At 45.8% G+C, this 21,433-nt stretch carries 20 protein-coding genes and 4 pseudogenes; 10 read left to right on the top strand and 14 right to left on the bottom strand.

The window, feature by feature from the left end:
* Positions 1–88: 88 nt before the first annotated feature.
* The 5 genes from H6G17_RS29435 to H6G17_RS29415 form a co-directional block, all read right to left on the bottom strand.
* Positions 89–1,342: a type IA DNA topoisomerase gene (locus H6G17_RS29435; protein ID WP_347276483.1), complete on the bottom strand. Its 1,254-nt coding sequence runs from the start codon at positions 1,340–1,342 to the stop codon at positions 89–91.
* Positions 1,343–1,698: 356 nt separating this feature from the next.
* Positions 1,699–2,766 carry a hypothetical protein gene (locus tag H6G17_RS29430; protein ID WP_192162083.1) on the bottom strand — a complete coding sequence of 356 codons (1,068 nt, stop codon included), beginning with the start codon at positions 2,764–2,766 and terminating at the stop codon, positions 1,699–1,701.
* Positions 2,759–3,583: a helix-turn-helix domain-containing protein gene (locus H6G17_RS29425; RefSeq protein WP_192162082.1), complete on the bottom strand. Its 825-nt coding sequence runs from the start codon at positions 3,581–3,583 to the stop codon at positions 2,759–2,761. Before H6G17_RS29425 ends, H6G17_RS29430 begins: the two co-directional genes overlap by 8 nt.
* A 52-nt stretch (positions 3,584–3,635) precedes the next feature.
* The gene (locus H6G17_RS29420; RefSeq protein ID WP_192162081.1) at positions 3,636–4,445 is read right to left on the bottom strand and encodes a hypothetical protein; all 810 of its coding nucleotides are present in this window, start codon (positions 4,443–4,445) and stop codon (positions 3,636–3,638) included.
* Between the two features lie 58 nt (positions 4,446–4,503).
* Positions 4,504–4,743 carry a hypothetical protein gene (locus H6G17_RS29415; protein ID WP_192162080.1) on the bottom strand — a complete coding sequence of 80 codons (240 nt, stop codon included), beginning with the start codon at positions 4,741–4,743 and terminating at the stop codon, positions 4,504–4,506.
* 170 nt (positions 4,744–4,913) lie between these two features.
* On the opposite strand from H6G17_RS29415, the gene H6G17_RS29410 reads away from it, so the two are divergent.
* From H6G17_RS29410 to H6G17_RS29395, 4 genes and pseudogenes are all read left to right on the top strand, one after another.
* Positions 4,914–5,108: a hypothetical protein gene (locus tag H6G17_RS29410; RefSeq protein ID WP_192162079.1), complete on the top strand. Its 195-nt coding sequence runs from the start codon at positions 4,914–4,916 to the stop codon at positions 5,106–5,108.
* Complete coding sequence (locus tag H6G17_RS29405; protein ID WP_192162078.1) at positions 5,105–5,410, top strand: hypothetical protein; 306 nt, start codon at positions 5,105–5,107, stop codon at positions 5,408–5,410. Before H6G17_RS29410 ends, H6G17_RS29405 begins: the two co-directional genes overlap by 4 nt.
* 166 nt (positions 5,411–5,576) lie before the next feature.
* Complete coding sequence (locus H6G17_RS29400) at positions 5,577–5,819, top strand: HicB family protein (RefSeq protein WP_106171563.1); 243 nt, start codon at positions 5,577–5,579, stop codon at positions 5,817–5,819.
* Positions 5,816–6,032, top strand: a pseudogene (locus H6G17_RS29395) (type II toxin-antitoxin system HicA family toxin). The gene H6G17_RS29400 and the pseudogene H6G17_RS29395 overlap by 4 nt, the downstream one beginning before the upstream one ends.
* 171 nt (positions 6,033–6,203) lie before the next feature.
* Here H6G17_RS29395 and H6G17_RS29390 read toward each other — a convergent pair.
* Positions 6,204–7,382, bottom strand: coding sequence for a hypothetical protein (locus H6G17_RS29390; RefSeq protein WP_192162077.1), 1,179 nt, complete (start codon positions 7,380–7,382; stop codon positions 6,204–6,206).
* A 147-nt stretch (positions 7,383–7,529) separates the two neighbouring features.
* Entirely contained in the window at positions 7,530–8,747 is a 1,218-nt protein-coding gene (locus tag H6G17_RS29385) for a glycosyltransferase (protein WP_192162076.1), read from the bottom strand.
* Positions 8,748–9,171: 424 nt separating this feature from the next.
* Between H6G17_RS29385 and H6G17_RS34355 the strand changes: the two genes are divergently transcribed.
* Together H6G17_RS34355 and H6G17_RS34350 are read left to right on the top strand one after the other, a co-directional pair.
* Complete coding sequence (locus H6G17_RS34355) at positions 9,172–9,297, top strand: hypothetical protein (RefSeq protein WP_277876117.1); 126 nt, start codon at positions 9,172–9,174, stop codon at positions 9,295–9,297.
* Positions 9,298–9,609: 312 nt separating this feature from the next.
* Positions 9,610–10,785 (top strand): GAF domain-containing protein, encoded by a 1,176-nt coding sequence (locus H6G17_RS34350; protein WP_192162075.1) that lies wholly within the window; start codon positions 9,610–9,612, stop codon positions 10,783–10,785.
* Between the two features lie 159 nt (positions 10,786–10,944).
* Here the strand turns inward: H6G17_RS34350 and H6G17_RS29375 are convergent, their stop codons facing one another.
* Positions 10,945–12,312 carry a glycosyltransferase family 87 protein gene (locus H6G17_RS29375; RefSeq protein WP_192162074.1) on the bottom strand — a complete coding sequence of 456 codons (1,368 nt, stop codon included), beginning with the start codon at positions 12,310–12,312 and terminating at the stop codon, positions 10,945–10,947.
* A gap of 515 nt (positions 12,313–12,827) precedes the next feature.
* Between H6G17_RS29375 and H6G17_RS29370 the strand changes: the two genes are divergently transcribed.
* Positions 12,828–13,391 carry a Crp/Fnr family transcriptional regulator gene (locus H6G17_RS29370; RefSeq protein ID WP_192162073.1) on the top strand — a complete coding sequence of 188 codons (564 nt, stop codon included), beginning with the start codon at positions 12,828–12,830 and terminating at the stop codon, positions 13,389–13,391.
* 2 nt (positions 13,392–13,393) lie between these two features.
* Here H6G17_RS29370 and H6G17_RS29365 read toward each other — a convergent pair whose 3' ends face one another.
* Both H6G17_RS29365 and H6G17_RS29360 read right to left on the bottom strand, forming a co-directional pair.
* On the bottom strand, positions 13,394–13,783 hold the full coding sequence (locus H6G17_RS29365) for a hypothetical protein (protein WP_192162072.1): 390 nt from the start codon (positions 13,781–13,783) through the stop codon (positions 13,394–13,396).
* A 6-nt stretch (positions 13,784–13,789) separates the two neighbouring features.
* Positions 13,790–14,659 (bottom strand): S-layer family protein, encoded by an 870-nt coding sequence (locus tag H6G17_RS29360; RefSeq protein ID WP_192162071.1) that lies wholly within the window; start codon positions 14,657–14,659, stop codon positions 13,790–13,792.
* Positions 14,660–14,744: 85 nt separating this feature from the next.
* Between H6G17_RS29360 and H6G17_RS29355 the strand changes: the two are divergent.
* A pseudogene (locus H6G17_RS29355) lies at positions 14,745–15,397 on the top strand (IS630 family transposase); the annotation flags it as partial.
* A 102-nt stretch (positions 15,398–15,499) separates the two neighbouring features.
* Here the strand turns inward: H6G17_RS29355 and H6G17_RS29345 are convergent.
* Positions 15,500–16,120 carry a tyrosine-type recombinase/integrase gene (locus tag H6G17_RS29345; RefSeq protein WP_192162068.1) on the bottom strand — a complete coding sequence of 207 codons (621 nt, stop codon included), beginning with the start codon at positions 16,118–16,120 and terminating at the stop codon, positions 15,500–15,502.
* Positions 16,121–16,207: 87 nt separating this feature from the next.
* Here H6G17_RS29345 and H6G17_RS29340 point away from each other — a divergent pair, with 87 nt between their 5' ends.
* Positions 16,208–19,207 (top strand): Tn3 family transposase, encoded by a 3,000-nt coding sequence (locus H6G17_RS29340; protein ID WP_192162067.1) that lies wholly within the window; start codon positions 16,208–16,210, stop codon positions 19,205–19,207.
* A gap of 477 nt (positions 19,208–19,684) precedes the next feature.
* Here the strand turns inward: H6G17_RS29340 and H6G17_RS29335 are convergent, their stop codons facing one another.
* The 3 genes and pseudogenes from H6G17_RS29335 to H6G17_RS34950 form a co-directional block, all read right to left on the bottom strand.
* Complete coding sequence (locus H6G17_RS29335; RefSeq protein WP_192162066.1) at positions 19,685–20,008, bottom strand: HigA family addiction module antitoxin; 324 nt, start codon at positions 20,006–20,008, stop codon at positions 19,685–19,687.
* A gap of 26 nt (positions 20,009–20,034) precedes the next feature.
* Positions 20,035–20,223: pseudogene (locus H6G17_RS29330) on the bottom strand (type II toxin-antitoxin system RelE/ParE family toxin); the annotation flags it as partial.
* Positions 20,224–20,547: 324 nt separating this feature from the next.
* A pseudogene (locus H6G17_RS34950) lies at positions 20,548–20,649 on the bottom strand (plasmid maintenance system killer protein); the annotation flags it as partial.
* Between the two features lie 110 nt (positions 20,650–20,759).
* Between H6G17_RS34950 and H6G17_RS29325 the strand changes: the two are divergent.
* Positions 20,760–21,359 (top strand): hypothetical protein, encoded by a 600-nt coding sequence (locus H6G17_RS29325; RefSeq protein WP_192162064.1) that lies wholly within the window; start codon positions 20,760–20,762, stop codon positions 21,357–21,359.
* Positions 21,360–21,433: the final 74 nt, after the last annotated feature.

Below are 21,433 nucleotides of genomic sequence, written 5' to 3'. Positions count from 1 at the left end.
TGGGGTTTGTCATGACCACACAAAGGACACTTCATCAGACTACTCAAAATCGACTACACCTTGTTTAGTCTAGCAACCCCACACTTCCTCACTGCACGACCAAAACTTCTTTGCTACGAGAAACAATCCGCGTCTTCTGCAACCGTGCTGACTGACATTGTGATGCCAGTGCGCGTCCCCAGATCGAGCTGTAAAGTTTAGCTTCTTCCTGGCTCAACTTAGAGCTGAGGAGATCGGGAGTGTTTTCTACATGGGTTGGTCGAATTGCTTCATGTGCTTCTTGCGCCCCAATTTTACTTCGTTGAGTGGCTACACGCTCTGGTACATTTTGAGGATCGTGCCTTTGAAGAAAGGACCTAGCAGCTGCCGTATATTGTTCTGATAGTGCCACTGAATCAGTCCGCATGTAGGTGATATGGCCCTGCTCATATAGACTCTGCGCCAACTTCATCGTTTTTTCCGACCCATACTTGAGACGAGAGCCAGCCGCTTGTTGCAAAGTTGACGTGGTGAATGGTGCGGGTGGTTTGCGGCTGGTAGCAGTACTCTCAACACTAACAACTTGATGGCAATGCGCTCGCGCTATTGCTACTAACTCATCAGCTTGTTGCTGCGATCGCACTTTGACTGATTCAGTTTGTTTTTCCTTTGGGTCACTGGCATCATCGCTCTTGTCGGATTCAGTCGTTGTCCCATCGGCATTGACATGAGTACCAGCAAAGTAGGCGCGAAATCCTTCAGCATAATCGACAAACACGCTCCAATAATCCTGCGGCACGAAAGCATTAATTTCTCGCTCTCGCTCTGCCAGAATATGAAGAGTAGCACTTTGGACTCGCCCCATCGACTTCGCTCCGTTACCCAACTTCCACAGTAAGGGAGAGCCTTTGTAACCCACTAGCTTGTCTAAGGTATCGCGGCATCTACCCGCTGCTACTAGATTCTGGTTAACTGGACGTGGATGAGCAATCGCATTCTTTACTGCTTTATCTGTAATTTCGGTGTAAACCACTCGTTGTGGATTTCTCAGGTGCAACTGCTGCGCTAAGTGCCAAGCGATCGTTTCTCCTTCGCGATCTGGGTCAGTGGCAAGAAAGACTGTTTCTGCTTGTTTAACCGCTGTGCGTAGTTTGGTTAGAATTTTCTTGCCTTTTGCACCTCTAGCAACATAGTTACACTCGACGCAGCAGCGTTCTGGATCTAAAGTGAAACCTAGTGAGTCTTCGCCATTGTTAGCTAACTCTACAACATGACCCATTGTTGCTTTAACAGTCCACTGAGGTCCTAAAATTGATTTAAGCTTCTTGATTTTCCCGCCGCTCTCCATCAAAAGTAGTTTCACAATTTTTTATTTTTTCATTAAGATTTATTATCAGATGCAGCTAGCGTGGCAAAGTTTAGATAAATTTTGTCGCAAATTGAGACAAAACCCAAGCAAGAAAGTGAATTTTACTTGTGCAGCAGCAGGAAAGGCTACTAAATAGCTAATTGTAACAATTAGTACAATAACCTAGAGCACAAGTAATGGCATTCCTAACGTCGTCGATTAACTCTCTGACAACATCTTTTGGATTCGGCTCATCTTCAACAACTGGATCTAGCTCTGTCGGTTGCTAATTTTTCAGAAAAAATGAGAGTCGCACTGGCGCGAACGCGACAAGTTCCTCGTCCTAGCTGCTGCCGATTTTTGAATACGCTTCAGCCTTTTGCTTCTCGCTCGACACCCTCAACCCCATATTCCCGCTCGATGACCTGCAACAGCTTATCTTCTAGCGGCGTGAGATAAGTTTGTTTTCCCAAATGCTCCAGCATGGCGTAAGCTGCGCGATCGCGAAATCCAGGGAATTCCCTGACTCTCCTAATTCGCTGCAAAATTTGGGGTAGCTGGCGATGGACTTCGGGCGAATCAATCTTATTCAAGTTTTCAGGTTTCACAGTCAGAGTTGTGTCGTGTACGTCAACCATGATAGTAAAGTCTCTTGGCTCCACTGCGACGCAAGAGCAGCCGTTATATTTCTTTTCTTTACCTTCCAGTCTTACCAAGGTGAATACGTCACCCACCTGGCAGTAGTCTTTAGCAAATACCAGGGGTTTTTCTTTGAGCTGCTCGACAATTCCTTTAACAATTCGCCCAGATGGGACTTTACCATTAGATGCAACTAATGCTTGGTGCCAGACTTGGCATTGCTCGTCCGGCTCCAGCTTGAGCAAATCTCTGACTTGTCGTTCAGAGGTAGGCAGAATTTGAGAACCATTGGTTCTTAAATTTTCGATTACAGTTGCAGCGGCAATTGTGTAATCGACGTGACGGCGAGTAAAGCCGAACCGATCTTGGCAGTACTCCTCAAAATTTCTGTGGGTGCCGCGAAACAATCTTCGAGTGCGGATTTCCTGTAGTGCCTTGCCTGCATCCACTAAAGTTGGTGTGACTCGCTCTACTTTCCGCTCTAGAAGATGAAGTTGCCGTTCTTCTTCTGGAGATAAAAACTCCGAGTCTAGATCGAAAGGCGTTTGGGCTTCAGTTGCAGCTAGTTCGTTTGTACCGAGTCCAATCGTGACTTCTTCTTGAATTGGTTTGAGATACTTGAGTGATATCCTTTCTCTTTCGCCGCTATTAAGCGCTACGATCGCCGTTCCAGGTGAAGGGAGAGCGGTAATCTTCCCTTTTTGGTGGGACAAAAGAGCGTGGTTGACAACCAAAACGCAATCGTCAATTGCTAATTTCTTGGCAGCATCATCCGTGCTGTTGACGATCGGATTATCCATCGCAGCTCCCATGATTCAAGTTATTTTTTACCAGGGCGAGCGCTATCACCCGATCGCTTTGTTGTTGCTGCTTTTTGAGTTTGATCTTTTCGATCTGTTCCTTGCACTTTCTCAATCCTTCTGTACAAACCTGTCGCCCAACATCAAAGCTATCGAGCGAGCGCTGCATGAACTCGGCAACCGATACTACAAATCGATTCACCGTCACTACCTGTTGCCCTAAATCGTTCCACCATGTGCCTGAATCGCGCCATCCTCGCGCTCTTGCGGCTGCTAGTTTTTCATCTAACAAACCTGTTTCAGTATTTAACACGTTAATTTCGTTGACTGGTTCAATAGCAGGGAGAGCAGAGTCCCCTGTAGGGGACTCTGCCTCCCGCTGGATGTGTATTTCGTTTACCTGTATATTTGCTTTACAGGTAGTTGAGTTTGAAGAAGTACGATCGCCCTTTCTGAAGCAGACAACTTTACTTTGTTGTTTAGTCGTCAAGTTCTTTTCTTGGGGTACAAGTCTGCGCCAATCAGAATAAGGCATCAGATAAAACACTGATTTCTTTCCAGCAGCGCGATCGCATTCGATCAAATGCATCTGCTCCAACTGCGATAACACCCGTATAACTGTGACACGGGTTAGTTTGCACACCTGGGCGATGCTTTCACTCGACTCATCTGAAACTATCCCGTCTTGCGCCATTCTCCAAAGGTGACAGTAGACGCGAAACTGGTTGGGAGTCAGTCCAAATTCATCCAGGCGAGTCAATACATCTGAGAAATTATTGAAATTATGCTTGGTATTACATTCACTTGCGATCGTCATTCTGCTTCATTCCATTACAAAAGGCTCTTGTGGATTGCAAGAGCCTAGATTTTTATGCAGACGGTTGGGCGGCGGATTGCTCACCACTAGTCATGTAAACTTGCTTTAATTCGTTGACCTTAGCAATCCAGGCGGGTGCTTTCCTTCCTAGTGGTGCATCTAGTGTTTCAAACTGAGCTTGGATTTCTTCAACACTCATGTGCGGCAGGCATTCACTCGCCCAAAGAATTGCATCACTTATTGAGCGCCAGGAACGATAAATCTCTTTTTGGTTTGATGGCAGCCCGGTTAAGGGAGGTGATGGCGAAACCTCGATAACATTTCCATCCTCATCCACTGTTGCTCCTAGTTCTTCGGGCGTGTATACTGCTGCACCCAAAAAGATATCCGGCACGAACCAGCGACAGCCGTTGCTCATCGCTCTGGCGAACAACATATTTCTAGGGAATTTCCCCATGTTTTGAGTTCCGGCTTTTTGTGCGTCAGCGGCACCAAACTCGCTGATGCCGATTTCTTGCCCACCATCAAAAAAAGCAATCTTGCAGTTGCGATCGCTTAACTCAACAACTCGATAATCGTAGCGAGTGCTTCTTTTAACTGCCGCTGCCATTAGATTTGCGCCGATTGCTGGCTTTCCTTTGATGATGAAAATGCCGCACATCGAGGAAAAAGCAGGAAAGCCCAACTCCGCTCCTGCTAAAATCTTCACTACTGCCTGGGCTGCTTGCTTGCAGTCTTCAAAGAACCCAGAGCGAGATAGGATTTCGCCCAAGCGTTGTAAGTCATCTATCGTGTCGATTTTGAGATTGTTGGCGATCGCCAGTGACGATAAATCTTTTTGGGTTGGTATGATGTGATTCATAGTTTTCTCCTACAGATATAAAGCTTGGGGCAATTTGCCTCAAGCCGATTTGATTGATTTAGAACGGCGCTTCAAGGAAGCTCGGTTCGTTGTAGGAGATGACTTCGTAGCCCTTCAACCAGCTACAGGCTGCTACCAAAGATACGATTGCATCTTGTGTTGGTTGAGTGACTACCACATCAATCGTTCTGGTAAACTCCGGTACGCCCTGGTAGTTGCGCTGAACGCTGACTAAATCGACGTAGTAGCGATAACACTGTTTTGCACCAATCGCGCCGGGTGCGGTAAGATATGTCATGATTTAACTAACTCCTTAATGGGGTGGCAGTCAGTTCTAGATTGGAACCCTAAGCTGACTGCCTCTAATATATCTAATCTACCATGCGCGCACGGCTAAGACAAGGCTTTTAGCAAAATTTGTATACATGGTGGATAATATTAGTTAGTTGCGATATATGTTTAAGGGTTATGAGTAGCAAGGAAAGGGATTGGTACGGTAGATTTACTACTGATGCGGAGGAAGCTAGCCTAGAAAACTTCAGTTTTCGCGTCCCCGCAAGCTTGAAAAAAGAAGTAAAGCGAGTTGCTGGCAAACGAACGGCAGAATGGTTGCGTCAGGCGATCGCTGAGAAATTGGAGCGGGAACAGCAGGCATCCGCATGAATCATAATTCCGAAATCCTCTTCCAACTAGTAGTCAAGAAAGACGGCGACAAGTATACGGCAAGTACTCTTTCTGGTAGCTACTCTGTCACCTCCAGTTCTCCGATTGATGCAGTAATGAACTGGAGTTTTCGAGTGCGTGATGGGATCAAGAAATATCGAAATGGGGAGATAACTTTCGAGTATTTCATGCAAAGGCTAGGCGTAAGCGAAGCCGAAGCTAGATTGATTCTCGACAGCCAAGAAATTATCGAGTTAAGCGACGAGCGACTGCAACTAGATCGATTGCTTCGAGACAAATGAATTTGGAAGATGCTAAATATTAAATGCTTCAGCTCTACAGTGGTAGCAACAGACGTTTTGGAGGAGAAAGAACCGTGCTTTCCTCGGTGCAAAGCTTAAAGGGATAGGAGCGCCAATTGTCGAGCTATCCTAAAGGCAGGAAAAGATACTCAGCCTATAGCTCTATATGAAACTATCAATCGAACTTGATACCGAAGAGGACGGCAGATTCATTGCTGCTGTCCCAGAAATACCAGGAGTACTCGTCTACGGCTTCACTCAACAGGAGGCAATCGCGAAAGCACAAGCTCTCGCTTTACGGGTACTGGCAGAGCAGGTAGAGCATGGTGAAGCGACTCAGCAGCTCCTAACGCTGTTTCGACTACCCCCAGAGCTGGCAACAGAGTCAATTGCATCGACATCGACATGAGCCAGTGGAGCGCTACTAAGTCCAGGCGCGTGCTTGCCGCCCTATTCCGAATTGGTTGGAGTGTCAAGCGCGAGACAGCCTCCTCTCATAAAATTCTTCAGCGCGATGGCTGGACTGATGTCGTGTTTGCTTTTCACGACGGAGATGAAATTGGTCCTCGCATGAAGAGCAAAAATCTCTAAGCAAACTGGATTGCAACCAGAAGATCTTTGACATAGTCGCCATTTATACTCTTGTCATAAAAAACTCCTCGCGACTAAAGCTGGAGTTATCCCCGTTAGGGGTGCCTGTAACGCCGTTTGGTGATGTTGACTTCCCCCAGTTTACATCGATCGTTTCGGTTGGGAGAAGCGCTCGCGCAAAAGACTGAGGCAGGCGATCTCGCTAGAATCGCCCATGTCCGATGTCCTTGAGCGCCGCCAGAGCAGCCCGATCCCGATCCATTTCCCAATCTCCATGAATGCTAAACATGCTGAAGAACAGAACGTTGTGGAGTTTCTTTCGCCGAGCATAGGCAGCCATGTCCCGCAGCCATAGCGCTCGTGCCTCTCGCCCGTGCTGACCCTTCCACTCTCCGTCTGAGCCGCCTGGGTTGAACCAGTTAGGGTCCGACCCACACTCGCTAATCGCCACTGGCTTGTTGACACCGAACTCCGCCATCCATTTGCGCAGTGTCGCGATCGCATCTTCCCTCAGCTGACCCCCGTACATGTGAGTACCGATGAGATCGGCATATTTTCCAATACCTGCCTTGAGGAGAGCGCGGTTGTATTCCGTATTCGGTCTTTGGGCGGGAGAGGACTCCACGAGGATGCCCCGATCCACTTTTTTAATCGCCTCGTAACATGCCTTTTGCATCTTCACTACAGTAGCGGGTTCGACTTTCGCCCGTTGTCCTTCACCGTAGTCGAGGTCTGGTTCGTTATCCACTATGTAGTAGCGTACTGTATCCTTCCAATGACGAGCCACTTGACCGCATTTCCAAGCATAGTTCTTCGTCCACTGGACGGGTTCGTATCCGGCAGCTTCGAGTTCCCATCTGAAAGCGATTACCATGTGAAGGGCTAACCCTTGAGCCAAGTGCTCTTGAATCACTAAGTCACGCCGAGAAAAATCGCACGGCTCGCCCTCCCGCTCGCACTTCATCTTGTCTGCTCCGGTGCGGACTGCGGTGAGACCGAGAGCGGAGATCCGCTTTGACACCATTTGGCTGAACTCTTGGGAGTCATCATATCCAGTGCCGTTGTTCACGCCAAAGATGACTTTCCCGTCTCTTTGTTGCAGCATACGAGTCTTCGAGTCTGCACTCGTGCAGGAAAATGGCAAAATCATACTGAGGATGAGTACACAGCACAGAAGTATGAGTTTTGAACTGTTCATTGGATCAAGGCGACTACGAGTTGACCGATTGTTATGCGATAAAGACCAGCTACGTGCATAATTTCTCATACTGTAAACTTTTGTCAGGCGGTTATGTATTTGTTTGTGCCAAACATCACCTGCTGGAATTCTTTTGGGTAAAGCTAAACGACCTTTTGACAGACCGATTGGAGTTTTCGCCAATTTAAAAGGTACTAGCCAGGGTATTTCAGACCAAGCTTGTCAAGCATCAAGCGCGTCAGTTTCTGCACGATGGCTACGAGAACGCCACGACAGTGAGCTGGGGCGGATGATGCTAAATCCATTCCCAGATAGCGCGCCCAGTTCCATTTAAGGCGAGTTCCAGGATTCCTTCAGGATCGGTTCATGTGAGTCCGAAAACAGCCTTATTTCCGAAGCGTCACAATTAGATGCGTTCGCCCTAGCCAAGATCGTTTGAGCCAGGTTTTGCAAGTTAGCTTTTCGAGCCGCCATTGCTGGCGTACTATCCAGTCCGACTGTCGCTAAAATTGTTTCCCAACGGTAAACCCAATCATGCCGTAGCAGCGAGTTCACCACATTATCAGTACGGATTTTTTGTAAGCGCTGTGGGTGAGCGTCAAGTTCGGCCAGAATTTCAGCAATGTGAGGCACATCGTAGGGAATTTCGATCGCTGCACCCTTCCAGTCGAAATGTTGATGAAATGATTCGGATTCCGGCGGCACTCCCAGCATCACAACTCCTGCTGCTGCTCCCTCAAAAAAGCGCGCGCCCACTTCTTGTTGTCCGCCTGTGGCATTTGTATCGTCAAATTTCGCTCTGTTAGCAATGAAATAACGGCTCTTTTTCAAAATATTTCTATATAAGCTGCGATGATATTTATAGTCGATGGCGTATAAGTCTCTGAGAGTTTCATATATATAAAAAAAACTGGTGTTTTCTGCTATCTCCAGTAAAGCTTGGTGCGTTACCTGCGAGCGACGACCAACACTATAAAGATCGACACTGCGTTCTCGCTCCAAGGGATAAGGACAGAACTTAATTGCATCAACGCCAAAAGGAATATACTCACAAGGGCGCTGGACGATCTCAGCTACTCCTGAAATGCTATTGCTAAAGTTCATGAAAATTCGATCGAAGTCTTTCAAAAGACTTAGTTGTGCTTTCCAGCTCTGAAGATCTTTCGCCCAAATTTCATCGAGCCAAACTACAGCTTTGTGGCAACGCTCGCGCCATCCCTTAATTGAATTAATACAGAGGAGATCTTGCGGGGACTGGCAAAGAAAAAAGAATAAGTCATAGTCTTGCTGGAGCTGAACTTGATTGAACAATGGATTCATTAGCTTGCTATGACCAATCGCTTTGGCTGCCTGATTTGCTAGCTTATTCGTCACTTTGAATAAGTTGGGTTGAAAATTTGGTGTCAGCAGCTCGGCTGAGTCTAATTCGCAAATCGCATCTTCCAGCTCGTACAAATAACAGCGAGCCACATGAAACTTAATATTTCGTAAGGACAACAATAAAACCCGAGCGTCTTTTTGAGGATTAAGCTTCAATGCTTCTGTCATAGGACTTCTACCTGCTGAAGATTTTCTGCTTGACTTTTGCAGCAGCTACAATAGCTACTCTCAAATTTCCGCAAACAAGTTAGAGCAAATTTTTCACTGCTTGCCCGTCCTTGTTTCTCGCGCTGCGCTGCTCGACAAATTTCAGTACGATCTTTGGTGCTGTCACCTCTATACTCCGGTCAAATGAAAAACCTGTCAATTGGGCACCAATCTCATCGTTTGTCAATTAGGTAAAGTACGGGAAAGTGCAAGTATTTATTTCTTTTACAGATAAAAACACTTTTGATTCAGCAAGTTTTTACAACACCACCCCTAAAGGTATTGTTAGCTTCTAAATGCCTGTTACATGCTCCCCTGAGAGACTGTGTTAGACTACTGTTATCTATCGATAGCTTTCAGCTTCTAACTTCCCTTTGCAATCGTGGTGACAATAGCAGACGCAAAAAACTACCAGCAAGAACGCCGATACGGGAATCGAGGCAGCATTGATTTATTTGCACCGATGGTAGATTTTAACATCATGTCAGAGGTAGGGAAAACTCCGCCATAGAGCGTGCGCGTAGCTTCACAAAGAACTTCATCCAAAATTAAGGTCGTAGTATTAGTACGCCAGTCTGCCAACTTTGCCGTTTGGGAGAAGCTAAAGTGTTGGCTAATTCTATAGATCTATTTAGGGATTCTACAGGACCCCTAAAGCTCCCTCCTAAATTATTTGTAATCCATATTGCTACCAAAGCAATTACCTGGTACTGGAATACTAAGTTGCTGTGGCGCTGGCATCATAAAAACGTGGAAGTTCGAGCGCAAAAGTTTTCCTGTCTCGATCTCCCAAACACTAGATTAGATTCTGAAGCATTGAATCATGAACGTACAATTATCTAACTTCAAATGGAGACGATTGAGAGAAATATTAGTCACGACTATACTTAAATGGTTGCCAACATCTGCATCAGCCGTAATTTTACGCAATCAAATATATCGCACAATTTTTAAACATATAGGTAAAGCAGTTTATCTTCAAGACGGTGTTGAATTTAGCGGGACTCGTAATCTTGAAGTCGGCGATCGCGTTTGCATTTACCGAGGGGTACGGGTCAATGCATCAGAAAATAACTGTAGGATTTCGATTGGCGAGCGCGTAGTTCTAGAACGTGGAGTTGAGATTGGCGGCGGCGAAAACTGCCAGATTGAGATTGGCAAACAGACGTTTATTGGACCATATACCTGTATTGATGTGTCTGGTGATGTCAAAAGTGGCAAACATTGTTCGATTGGAGATGATTGTTGGCTGGGATATGGAGTCAAAGTTCTTGATGGTGTCACTATCGGTCGGGGTAGCATTATTAGTGCTGGAGCAGTCGTAACTCAAGATATTCCACCAGACTCAGTTGCAGTAGGCGTACCAGCGCGGATAATCTCTAACCGCAAGCCACTCAAGCTAGTCGAGCGAAGCAGCGTTCTTGAACACGTTCACGTATTTGAAGACAACAACCGCCTGTTTTCGCTCAGTTCTTCCTTGAGCCAAATGGAAATGACTGCGCGGCAGAGCCACCAAAGCGCTCAGCCGCGCGCTCGAAGTTTATCTTCTCAATTCGTCGTCAACAATCTGCTATACGACCTACTCGAATGTATTCGCCAAGTCATGCACGTTGATACAGTTACAGTGCTACTACGTACAGCCAGCGAGCAGCAACTAACCGTAAGTGCTACTTTGGGGCTGGAAGAAGAAATAGAAACAAAAGTCAAAATACCTATAGGACAGGGCTTTGCCGGTCAGATCGCTGCCAGCCGAGAACTAGCGATCGTCTACGATCTATCGCAGGTAAATGTTTTTAGTACAATTTTACGAAAAAAAGGACTGCACTCAATGTTAGGCGTACCTTTACTGGCTAAAGAGCGTGTTATTGGGGTATTTCATGTTGGTACGCTTCGCCCTCGACACTTCACCTCTCATGAGGCACAAAGAATGCAATCCGTCGCTGGGCGCATCGGCTTAGCAGTGGAACCATTATTAGACTGGTCCAAAATATTAATTTAGGAAAGAAAATAATCAAACATTTAAGTGAGTGTTTACCCAGCCTACATTTATTTCTTTGGTTGGGAGAAGCGATCGCATTGAGGGCGAGCAATTGAACTCAAGCGCCATTGTCAACGCAATCGAGTCAGGACGAGCCGTTCGACCTAATTTCCCATCAGCTCAACAATTTTTAGCAATTGACAAAGACATAATTAATGCGTACAACAGCATGGTTAAATCGCCGATTAATACACTATCTGGTATCCAACTAAATCCCAGGTTAAACAACAAGCCGATTAATAATAGTAGACTTGCTTTATTCTGGAAAAACTCCACTACATTCATCTCGACTACGATAATTGAAAAAGGCAGAATATATTGCACGTTATTGTAAGTAGCTCTGATAGTAGGAAGAAAATGCTCGGCTAATAAAACGATTGATATTCCTGATAGAAATACTAAGCCAGAGCCGCGAGCGCCGGGACGATTTCTATCAAGGTAAAAACAGATAGCTAGTAAAGTTATTCCGAGGAACAGCATCAAGATATTAGCAGAAAGATTTAACCCGAAATAATGTTTGAAAATTGATGGAAATGACGTGTCTGATGCTGGAAAATCTAAAGCCTTTGTCAGATTAGTCAAGCCTTCGATGGGAACGGGAGACTCAGTATTTACGTTGTCAGCATTCACGATAGTCTTGACTTCGAGCAAACCTAAATGGGCTTTTTGGTAGATTTTCATGGCAGAAAAATAGCTATTCCAAGTGCCAACATCAGCCAGTAGGAAGGAAAAAAGTAGTCCTGATAATAGACCGACTGCTGTTCCAATCAGTAAAACCCATTGTCTGTAGACGACCATCGGAACGGACATTAGAAACAGTGGTGGTCTAAGGCTAGCTGTTAAGCCTACCAAGAACCCACTCAACAGATGATCTTTTCTCGCAGAGTTACGTGCTAACCAGTAGGCACACGATAATAAAAATACATACAGAATGTAGATTTGTCCCCTTTCAACGTGGAAGCGCCAGAAGAAACTACCAGAAAAGAATAACAAACCTAAAATTAAGATAAACTTGCTTTTGAGTGGAGAAATTTTGTCAACTTTGGTTAAAACAGTTAAGGTTGACAAAAATAACCCCCATTGCAACGCAAACCAGACAATCTTTTGAGTTAGGTAGGGGAGCTTTGCCATTGCTGCATGAAGTACGACAGCAGTCGGTGGAATTGTCGCTCTGGAAACAGGCCAGCTCGGATCGACTATTGGATCTAGAAATAAATCTGAAATCCCGGGATGCCATTTAAAGTAATAAGGATCGATTCCCCGAATTAAAAGCCTCGCTGCTACCACTCTATTTCGGAAGTCAACTGCACCAGAACTCATCGTATTTTTCCAGTCGATTAAAAAGCCCAAGAGCGCTACAATCACTGCAAGAATCAGGAAGAGATTTGCCACTTGATGACCAAGATTTTGTTTGGATTCTTCGGCACTATTCGATTGCTGTTGAGTCGATAACTTGCTCATCGGATAACGCTCCCTCTGTTTCGGCATTGTGGTTCTGTCAAATGAAGAAGGAATGATAGGGATGATAGTTAATCAGATAGTTTCCTCTCATGACTACAAAATTATCCTTATCCTCTCGCCATCCTTCCCACGCCTAAATTAGCAGAAGACAGCATTTGGCTCTACAACTCTTTCTTGCTTCGCTAACAGTACCGTGCGGAGGTCACCTCCGATGAGGCAACTGTCCGGTGCTGTATCGGGATATTTTCGTCGGATATATCAAGCAGTTGGCGTTTGAGAAAGATTTTTTCATCGGCGAGCGTGTCTTGGGATACGGAAGTTGTCGTGACTCTTCCTTTAGATAGAGCTTAGTCGCAACTCATTCCAGTCACTTGCATTAGTTGAGAAAAATACTAATTTTCATAATACTCTGTTGGTATATTATTGGTATAAAGTGATGAGCCAAAACCTGCATATTTTTTGCCTTCTGGATGTCGGACTCATGTATTTAGCGGTTCTAATTGGGCTAGTTAGTAAATCCATTGCTCAATTGGTGGAGTGACATGCAACAGTTAGATCGGAGCGCTGGAGTGGCACAGCCAGCGCTCAAACAGCAATTTGTCCGTCGCGCGCGGCTGCCAGAACAGGGCGAAGCTTTATGGCGGATCGAATCAGGTGTTGTCTGTAGCATGACTTGGACTAGTGACGGCGAGCTAGTTTGCTTGGGCTATTGGGGAGTGGGAGATGTCGTGGGACATCGATTGTCACGAGTGCGACCATACGAACTCCACTGCCTCACCGATGTCGTCATTAGTTGCTGTCCCTACACTCAGCGAGCGCAATTCACTGATGCTATCATTCACCAGCAGCAGCAAACCGAAGAACTCTTGAGCATCATTCATCTCAATCCCCTATCCCATAAGTTGTGGCAACTGCTCATCTGGTTGAGCCAGAAATTCGGTTATGACGTAGAGAACGGTCGCTTGCTCGATCTGCCACTGACCCATCAACAGTTAGCTCAGACGCTGGGGACGAATCGCGTCACGGTAACTACAATCCTCCAGCGCTTAGAAGCAGAGGGGAAAATCCACCGTCAGCAGCGGCGGCTCGTCGTCACGCGGCACTAATCTTACTGACAAATCGCGTCTTCTGCATTTGGCAAGCTGCTGCCCACCACCCCTAACAGCGTCCTGCCATCCTTAGTCTTGATAATCCCCGTCGCTTCCACTACCGGATCTCCTACCTGCCAGTCGGAATCGACAGGTGCTGGACTGCTTGGGGGAGGTGATTGTGGCTCCAACTCCTCGGCGGAGAACAAGGGCATTGGCATCACCGAGTCACCAGGCGATGGGGGTAAGCCACCGTTACCCGTAACAACCAGCCGTGCCTGCTTCTTGTTGCGTTGCGCGAAGCAGCTATTTTTCATCACCTCCTCCATCGGAATGAAGACTTCGTTATACGGGATGAGTGCTTCGTCTGGTTCCAATTCCAAAGAGCGCACTTCCACCGTCCCATCCACGCCAAACTAGGAACTGGCATCAAAAATGCTATCGGCAGATTGAAACACTCCTTTTGTGGTGATCCGGATATTCCCGCCTCTGCCCGTAAAGGCATTGGCGGTGATGCTGCTACCTTGAATAGCAGCTAGGGTGTCGGTGTCGATGGTGATGTTACCACCGTTGCCAGTTCCACCAGCTGATGTAGTAATGTTGCTACCGTTTTGAAGCTGAAGATTGCGTGACTTGAGAGAGATATTTCCTCCTTCACCTGATGCGGTAGCAGCGGTAATTCCACCTTGATTGTCTAGCTCGATCGAGCTTGCTTCAATCTGTAGCTTTCCAGCATCGCCTAATCCATCATTTCTCACGCTAACTTGACCGCTATTGGAGACATTCAATCTTTTAGTTTTAATCGTCACATCTCCAGACGTTCCCGAAGGTACTGGCGGCGCTCCTAAAAAAGGTCTTGTAATTTCGTCTACGATGTTGGCAGACGAATCGATCAAACTGGGATTGCGAGAGCCGGGCGTGATCCCACTGACCTTTACAGAGTTAGAGGCATTGATAGTCACGCTCCCAGCTGCACCACTAGCTAAAGTAGAGGCATTAACTCTTCCTCCATCCAAAACTTCTAGGCTTGGCGTATTGATTGTTACGTTACCAGCCCTCCCAGTACTGAAGGTAGAAGCTCCAATAACACTAGGAGCAAAAACTTTCAAGTTCGCCCCAATAAGTTGAATGGAGTCAGAGGCATCGATTGATACATTTCCTCCCGTACCACTGCCGTAGGTAGTAGAAGACACGTATCCTCCATCTAAAGCAGTTAACTTTCCAGTTGATATCTGTACAGACCCCGTATTCCCCGTACCTAGAGCAAATGTAGAAATAGCACTCATAACTAGTACTCTGTAAAGTTTGAAATGAGGGATAAAGTCGGGGAAAATAATCTAAAAGGAATGACCTCGGAAGAAACTTACCCTGATGCCTCAGAAAAAGTACATCGTCACCTTGGCAGCCGAAGAGCGATCGCTACTAGAAGAGTTGACTAAAAAAGGAAAAACTGTTGCCTACAAAGTAAACCATGCACGGATTTTGCTGTTAGCAGATACTAACCGAGTGGAAGGAGGTTGGAAGGACGAAGCCATAAGCCAAGCTTTGAATATTAGTGTTGCGACAATTGAACGAGTGCGACAGCGTTTAGTGGAAGAGGGATTAGAGGCAGCATTAAGCCGAAAATTTCAAGAAAACCGCAAACCTCGTCGATTAGATGGAGAAATTGAAGCGCAGCTGATTGCCTTGGCTTGTAGTACTCCACCATCAGGGCAAAGAAGTTGGACAATGCGGATGTTGGCAGACCAAATGGTTGAGTTGGGTTATGTCGAGACAGTATCTCATGAAACTGTGCGACAAACTTTAAAAAAAACGAAATTAAGCCATGGTTGAGCAAATCTTGGGTTATTCCTCCCGAAGCCAATGCAGAATTTGTCTGTTGTATGGAAGATGTTTTAGATGTGTACACTCGCCCATACGACCCGAATCATCCCTTCGTTTGTTTTGATGAGAGTAGTAAGCAGTTAATTGCAGAAAAAATAGAACCTCTGCCAGCCGAACCGGGAAAAAAACACCGCTACGAGGCGTTTTGGTAGCAATCGTACAGAAACTTACGCTAAGGCTGAAATCCTTATTGGGTAAGGTTATAAGCACAATATTTCAGGTGTAGTGCATTTCATCTGTAATTAGTCTGTCCAAAAAGACTCAAACCGTTGCGGAGACATTTGCGTGTAGCGCACGGTATGGTGAATATTCTTATGTCCTAAGTAGTCTTGAATGGCTCTTGTATCGTGACCAGAGTTCGCCAGATAATAGCCACAAGCATGACGTAGCTGATGGGGATGAACTGGTTGAGTGATTCCTGCTTTTTCAGCGGCTCGTGCAATAATATGACGAATAGCTCTGGTGGACAGTGGAGCTTTCCGCTCGGAGACAAACACATATGGAGTATCAGGATAATCCCGTTGGAGCTGACGCAACGCTCTCAATTCTGGCGCACGCAGGGGATGAACGGTATCGTGCCCATGTTTGACCCGCCGAATCTCAATATAACCACCTGATAAATCTACCCCAGACCACTTGAGTGCAACTAACTCAGCCGTGCGAAGCCCATGCCGAAACATGAGTAAAATAATTGCTGCATCTCTGGTTCCATGCCGCCCAACTTGACGAGCTACATGGATCATTACTTCAACTTCTGTTGGTCGTAAATATTCCCGTTCTCGTTGTGATGGTCGCTTCACAGGTGGCGGAGAACGAAACGGAAACTTTGCCGAAAACGGAAGTTGAGTAGTTTTTGCAGACATGGGTCAAATCCTCATGTCGTGGTGACTATTTCTAGGATACATTGCCTAAAAGAAGACTAACTAGGCAAAGTTAAAAAATGGAGGAGAATGTCAATTCAGTTTTTGAGCGAGGAGCAAAAACTCCGTTATGGGCGTTACGTGGGAGAACCGACACCACTGCAATTAGCTCGTTATTTCCATCTCGACGATACAGCACGACAATTGGTGAAACAGCGCCGTGGCGACCATAACCGTTTGGGCTTCGCCATCCAACTTTGCACCGTGCGGTTTCTAGGAACTTTCTTGATTAACCCAATTGATGTCCCACCTGGAATCGTAGCCGATCTCGCTCAACAACTAGGCATCTCCCAAACCAACTGTCTGCTCCGCTATTTGGAACGACCTACCACTCATTGGGAACACGCTCAAATCATCAAGCGACACTATGGTTATCAAGAGTTTACTCAACAGCCTGAAAGCTGGCGTTTGCTGCGTTGGCTATACGAGAGAGCTTGGGTCAGCGATGAAAGTCCGAGTATTTTATTTGACTTGACTACTGCCCGCTTATTAGAAAACAAAATTCTTCTACCTGGAGTGACGGTGTTAGTCCGGCTGATTGGCAGTGTTCGGGAACGGGTCAATCAACGAGCTTGGTCACTGGTATCTAAACTGCCGACTCCTGAGCAACGAACCAAACTGGAGTCTATCTTAAACGTCAACGAAAAAACCCAGCAGACTCCTTTAGACCAGTTGCGCCGTTCTCCAACTCGGTACAGTGCGCCTGCTTTAGTAGCAGCTTTAAATCGTCTCGTGACAATTCGTGCTTTCGGAATCAGGAAATTAGATGTAGCGAAAATTCCTCCCACTCGCTTAAAGTCTTTGGCGAAAACGGCTTTAACGGTTCGGGCGCAGGCGATTGAGCGAATGTCAGATTCTCGGCGCATCGCCACTCTAGTTGCGTTTATCTATATTATGGAAGCTATCGCTACCGATGATGCCCTTGATATCTTGAATTTGTTGGTCAAAGATTTGCTGTCCGACTCGGAGCGAGAGGGCAAAAATCAACGATTGCGGACTCTGAAGGATTTAGATACATCTGCTTTACAACTATCTGTTGCCTGTCGAGTCCTACTCGACCCAAATTGTGATGACCCTGTGGTTCGCTCTTGGGTGTGGCAACTGATGAGCAAAGAACAGTTAGAATCAGCAGTGACTCAAGTAGAAGATTTGGCTAAGCCAAAGGACGATAACTACTACCGAGAATTATTGTCGCATTGGCGAATTGTCAGACGTTTTCTACCCAGTCTACTGGAGACAATTGATTTTCAAGCCAACATGGCTGGCAAACCTATCTTAGCCGCTTGGTGTTTTCTCCAATCTATTGAGGGACAGCGCCAGCCCAAAATGGAGAATGCACCGCTAGGAGTGGTTAGTAAAAATTGGGTGCAATGGGTTGTCACAGAAGACGGGCAAGTTAACCGTCGCGCTTATACTTTTTGTGTTCTAGAGCAATTGGTTGATTGCCTGCGTCGCCGAGACTTATTTACCAGTCCTTCTGAGCGTTGGAGCAATCCAGGGGCTAAATTGTTACAGGGTCAGGCTTGGGAGTCAGCCCGCTCTCATGTATGCCGAGTTTTGAGCCTGCAAGCAGCCCCTGCCTTGGAACTCCAAGTCCTCAAACAACAGTTAGATGAAGCCTATCAGCGTACTGCTAGCAATCTACCTGACAATACTGCTGTCAGAATTGAAGTGACTAACGGACGTGAGACATTAACTATCAGGAATTTGGATAAATTAGCCGAGCCTGAAAGTTATCTTCAACTCAAAGCGCTCGCGGACACTTTATTGCCTCATGTTGATTTACCAGAAGTCTTGTTGGAGATTCAAGCAAAAACTGGATTTATGGATGAGTTTACCCACGTCAATGAAAGTTTTGCTCGTGTAAATGACTTATCCACCAGTATTTGTGCTGTCTTAATCGCTTCTGCTTGTAATATTACCCCCTTAGTGCGCTCGGATGTCCCCGCTTTAACTCGCGGTAGACTGACTTGGGTTGAACAAAACTATATTCGTCCTGAAACTCTGATTCGTGCTAATGTGCGATTAGTCGATGCTCAAGCTCAAATTCCTTTGGCGCAGATGTGGGGAGGCGGCGAAGTCGCATCAGCTGATGGTCTACGCTTTGTTGTGCCTGTACGTACCCTCAATGCCGGACCCAACAGCAAGTATTTTGGTCAAGGGCGTGGTATTACTTATTACAACTTTACCTCCGACCAATTCACTGGCTTTCATGGTTTGGTCGTCCCAGGAACATTGAAGGATTCCCTTGTAGTTCTGGTGGGATTACTGGAACAGCAGACCAGCTTGCGTCCCAGAGAATTGATGACTGATACCTCTGGCTACAGTGATGTGGTTTTCGGACTGTTCTGGCTGTTGGGTTATCAATTCAGTCCGCGCTTGGCGGATGCGGGAGAAGCTCGCTTCTGGCGGCTTGACAAAAACACTGATTACGGCGTACTAGACAAGTTAGCACGAGCTACAGTCAAGACGGAGTTGATTGAGCAGAATTGGGATGATATGTTGCGGGTAGCGGGGTCTCTCAAGTTGGGAACTGTCAGTGCTTTGGAAATTATGCGTGCTTTGCACAGGGGAAAAAAACCTTCTACTTTGGCCAAGGCAATTGCAGAGTTGGGCCGAATTTCAAAAACTTTGTATTTGCTGAACTATGTTGATGATGAAGATTACCGTCGCCGCATTTTGACTCAATTGAACCGAGGGGAAAGCCGTCACAGTTTAGCTAGAGCTGTGTTTTTTGGTCGTCGAGGAGAGCTACGTCAAGCTTATCGTGAAGGACAGGAGGAGCAATTGAGTGCGTTGGGATTAGTGGTTAATGTACTGGTGTTGTGGAATACCTATTATCTGGATGTGGCTCTCAATTATTTACAGGCGGAGGAAAAAAGCGTCACGCCAGAGGATGTAGCTCGCTTATCTCCTTTGGCACACGATCATATCAATATGTTAGGGCGCTACCACTTTAATTTACCTGAGTCTTTGAAGAATGGAGGAATGCGTCCTTTACGCTCTGACAATTATTTGGGAGAAGCGTAGTCTGAAATTCATGACTGATAAAGCTTTCAGCCTTAGCGTAAGTTTCTGTACGATTGCTACCAAAACGCCATAACTGACTGATACAGCTCAAACTTTGGAGCGCGAACCTCAATCTTTTCAATACTATTCATGCGACTTCTAAATAATTAAAAAATTTCTAGTGAAAACTTGCAGTTTAAAAAGGGCAGAAATCTAGATTGATTTCTTCAATAGAACAACCTTTAAGCAGTAATTTGAAAAGTTTTTGACTCTCATACTATGCTTGGGCAAAACTTTGATATGCCTGCGTTGAATACCCAGTTGCGGGTTATACATAGAGAGAAAATCGCTATTTATTTTGGTTGGAATAAACTTGGCATCCAAAATAATGCTTACCGTCAATCGAACAAAAATAGCTTGAGTAAGCTGAGCAATGCATAAATCTCCTAAGTCTCAAATAAATAATTCCGATGAATCGGAAAAAACTTTACTAAAGCTTTAAGCACTTCTTTCTTCTTCACGCAAGGCAAAAGTGACGATCGCATTTATCTCCTCTTCTTCTTCTTCTTTCAGTGTTTGGTATAGCTGCCAATTTTGTTGTAGATTCAACCAAAACTCTGGACTATTACCAAAGAATTTCGACAGCCGCAATGCCGTACTTGGCGTTACGCCGCGCTTGCCATTCACCAACTCGTTGACTCGCTGGTAAGGAACGTGAATGTTGTGAGCTAAATCCTGCTGAGTCAGTCCGAGTGGTTCTAGAAAATCTAGGAGTAAGATTTCTCCTGGGTGTGTGGGAGGGCGATATTTGGGAATTTTCATCTATATTGTTACCTCACGTAAAAATGTCAATGATAATCGACAATTTCAACCGAATCCGCTCCTTGCTCCAACCAGACGAAACAAATCCGATACTGGTCGTTGATGCGAATGCTGTGTTGACCTGCTCGCTCGCCATGCAGGGCTTCTAACCTATTTCCTGGTGGCACTCTCAAATCGTTCAAGGATACAGCAGCATTCAGCTGGTCTAACTTTTTCCTAGTGTCGGTTTGCACATAAAGTGAAAATCGTGACCCATAAGTTGAAAATTTTGCTCATAAGATGAAAATTATGTGCGCGTAACCCTGATGCTGCCGTTAGAAGTAAGCGATCGCATTAGCTCTTAAAAAGCTTGAAACCCTTATTTAGTAGGGATTATCAATCTATATATCCCTAGTTGTCGGAAAATTTCACTTTATGCCCGAATTGGGTAGGAAATTTTCACCTTTTGCCTCAATTATTTTCAACTTATGTGCAAATGTGATGGCTCAAAGTGCTATTCTGCCGTAGTTAATTTTTCAACTTATGTGCAAACCGACACTAGCAACAGACCAAAGATTAACAGGACAAGTTTTTCGCGCCTCTTTTGAATCCTGGCCATCAAAAATGTCTTCCGTTCCTCGATCTTTAAATGAAACAATCATGAGCGCGACCGCTTTTTAACATAATAACACGGATATCATGCTAAATTAAACTAAAGATTGCTAATCTCGATCGCTACTTGCCAGTTTAGGCTCGATAGATTCCATCTCTCATGCTGTACGATTTTGAACCGCTAGTATATCGAGTTGCGAGCATCTCCAAACTCTTTTGGCAGGAATACCTCAACTGTTTTGAAGATGCTCGGACGATGGTGAGAGTAGGGACTAGCAAGCTGTTTGCCTTTCCCAGTTTCACTTTGGAAGTTTTTCATCGGCTTTACTACGAGAGCGAACCAGAGGAGCTAGACCCACTACTACCCGAAAGTACTTGGGCGCTCTTATTACATCAAGAGTTTCAACAGCTCATCGGCTGTGACGAGCTGGTGGAGCAGTGTCAAGGCAATCAATTGGCAGCGGGATTGACAACGGTAGAGTATTGCCGTCAAGTGTACGATCGACTGCCGCCACCCATGCCTCGATTTCCCGATCCTCAACAGTATCGGGATTTGATTAAGCAACTGAAGCATTACCTTGAAGTTCCACCATCTAAAGTATTTGAGCATCTTCTCTCTGCTACTCAAACCAAATCCCCTACTGGTTTGCCACTACCCAAAACCCGACAGCAGCAGGAACGACAGCAGTGGTTGAGGCAGATGATTGAAGACAGTGGCGATCGCTCTCTTGAATTACTAACCAGAGCAGGGATTAGTTAACATAAAAAAGTAGCTAAGTCTGGAGTGTGCCATGAAACTCAAAGACGCTCGCCATATGTCAGCCTCTGCCCAAG

The organism is Chroococcidiopsis sp. [FACHB-1243], assembly GCF_014696895.1.
Classification (GTDB): domain Bacteria; phylum Cyanobacteriota; class Cyanobacteriia; order Cyanobacteriales; family Chroococcidiopsidaceae; genus Chroococcidiopsis.
The sequence above is the reverse complement of the archived record's forward strand: the minus strand, read 5'-3'. Positions and strand labels throughout refer to the sequence as shown.